At 37.8% G+C, this 1,478-nt stretch carries 2 protein-coding genes; both read right to left on the bottom strand.

Translation table 11 applies throughout. The features are described from left to right. Positions 1-26: 26 nt before the first annotated feature. On the bottom strand, positions 27-383 hold the full coding sequence (locus Q1553_RS01595) for a hypothetical protein (protein WP_300674480.1): 357 nt from the start codon (positions 381-383) through the stop codon (positions 27-29). A gap of 118 nt (positions 384-501) precedes the next feature. After that, a partial coding sequence (locus tag Q1553_RS01590) for an AIR synthase related protein (RefSeq protein WP_300842702.1) occupies positions 502-1,478 on the bottom strand: 977 nt, incomplete at its 5' end.

The raw sequence follows: 1,478 nt of genomic DNA, 5'->3' as shown, positions 1-1,478 counted from the left end.
ATTTTACCATAAAAGAATTTAAGAAATCAAAACATCTTAAATCCTAGCAAAATACATTTGTCAAAATAGGGGAGGACACACATTGCTTTGATGTCTCCATTAATCCCAATATCACGCAAGGTTTCATAATAACGAATATCAAATTGTAAATGACTATTTGCAGTGGTGGAGATTCCAACTCCGCTTTGTTCATTAAAATAAATAAACCAAGAAATCTTGCTAAATACCAATACAAGTGCGTGAAGTCGGTTTAATGCCTCCTTTTCTTTGGGAGATAACAAATGATAGCCCTCACGACTGACGACGATACGATGACGAAATCGCACGAAATTTCGCTCTAATGTTTGCTCATGCACTTGAGTATAAAATTGGTCAAAATTCATAAAATTAGGCTGTATCAACGAACTTTTAGAATCTTGTGCGCAAGACAATAAGGGAAATAAGAGAAATAGGACTTTAAAGAAAATTTTAAGATTCCATAATGGAATCTTAAAATAAGAATTAAAGCGTTTCAATAATATTTTGGAATTGTTGATAAAAAATTTGATTTGCATTATGGAGTGGCATTGTAATGTCGCCAATCTGGAGTGTTTCTCCACCAAGTATTGCGACTTTGGTTAAACTCAAGTTTGAATTTTTAAGCAAAGAAATAACCCTTTCAAGATTTTGCGATTCTATGGCAAGCAAAATCTGTGTCGGTGCTTCGCCAAAAAGCTCATCAAAGCTAAGCTTTTTTGTGGTTGTAACACCGATATTTCCTCTTATGCAAGCTTTTGTTAATGCTAATGCTAGACCTCCTTGATAAATATCTACTGCTGCTTTAAGCAATCCATATTCATTGGCAACATTGAGGAAATTCCATAGGAAAAGCTCATCTTGCAAATTGATTTTTGCAATCTCGCCTTTGAAAGAATTACCAAAATATTTTGCAACCAAGCTTGCGCCAAATTTTGGCTGGATTCCTTGCGAGGCAAGACGATAGATTTCTAATCCGGTTTCTTTGAAATGTGAAGAAAGGACATTATTCACCGCGTCAATTACGCCCACTCCCGCAATACTTGGTGTAGGATAAATATCTTTGCCGTTGGTTTGATTATAAAGGCTGACATTACCGCTAACAACAGGTGTATTGAGGGTTTTACAAGCCTCTTTAATGCCCTCGCAAGATTCTTTAAATTGCCACATTACTTCTGGATTCTCTGGGCTGCCAAAGTTCAAGCAATCCGTGATTGCCAAAGCACGCCCGCCACGCAAGGAAATATCACGTCCAACTTTTGCCACAGCTTGCTTTGCTCCCTCTCTTGGATTAAGATAGCATAATCGGCTTTGGCACGCTACACTCATTCCTAAACCTTTGCCATTTTCCTTGACGCGAATTACGCTTGCACCGCCCGCTCCACTAGGAATAATTGTATTGGTTTGCACGGTAGAATCATATTGTGTATAAACCCAAGCTTTGTCGCAGATTTCTGGGCTTT

The organism is Helicobacter sp. UBA3407 (assembly GCF_949747025.1).
Lineage (GTDB): Bacteria > Campylobacterota > Campylobacteria > Campylobacterales > Helicobacteraceae > Helicobacter_D > Helicobacter_D ganmani.
The sequence above is the reverse complement of the archived record's forward strand: the minus strand, read 5'-3'. Positions and strand labels throughout refer to the sequence as shown.

Coding starts and splice junctions, on each gene's coding strand:
- Q1553_RS01595 (WP_300674480.1), bottom strand. CDS start 383: ATGAATTTTGACCAATTTTATACTCAAGTGCATGAGCAAACATTAGAG.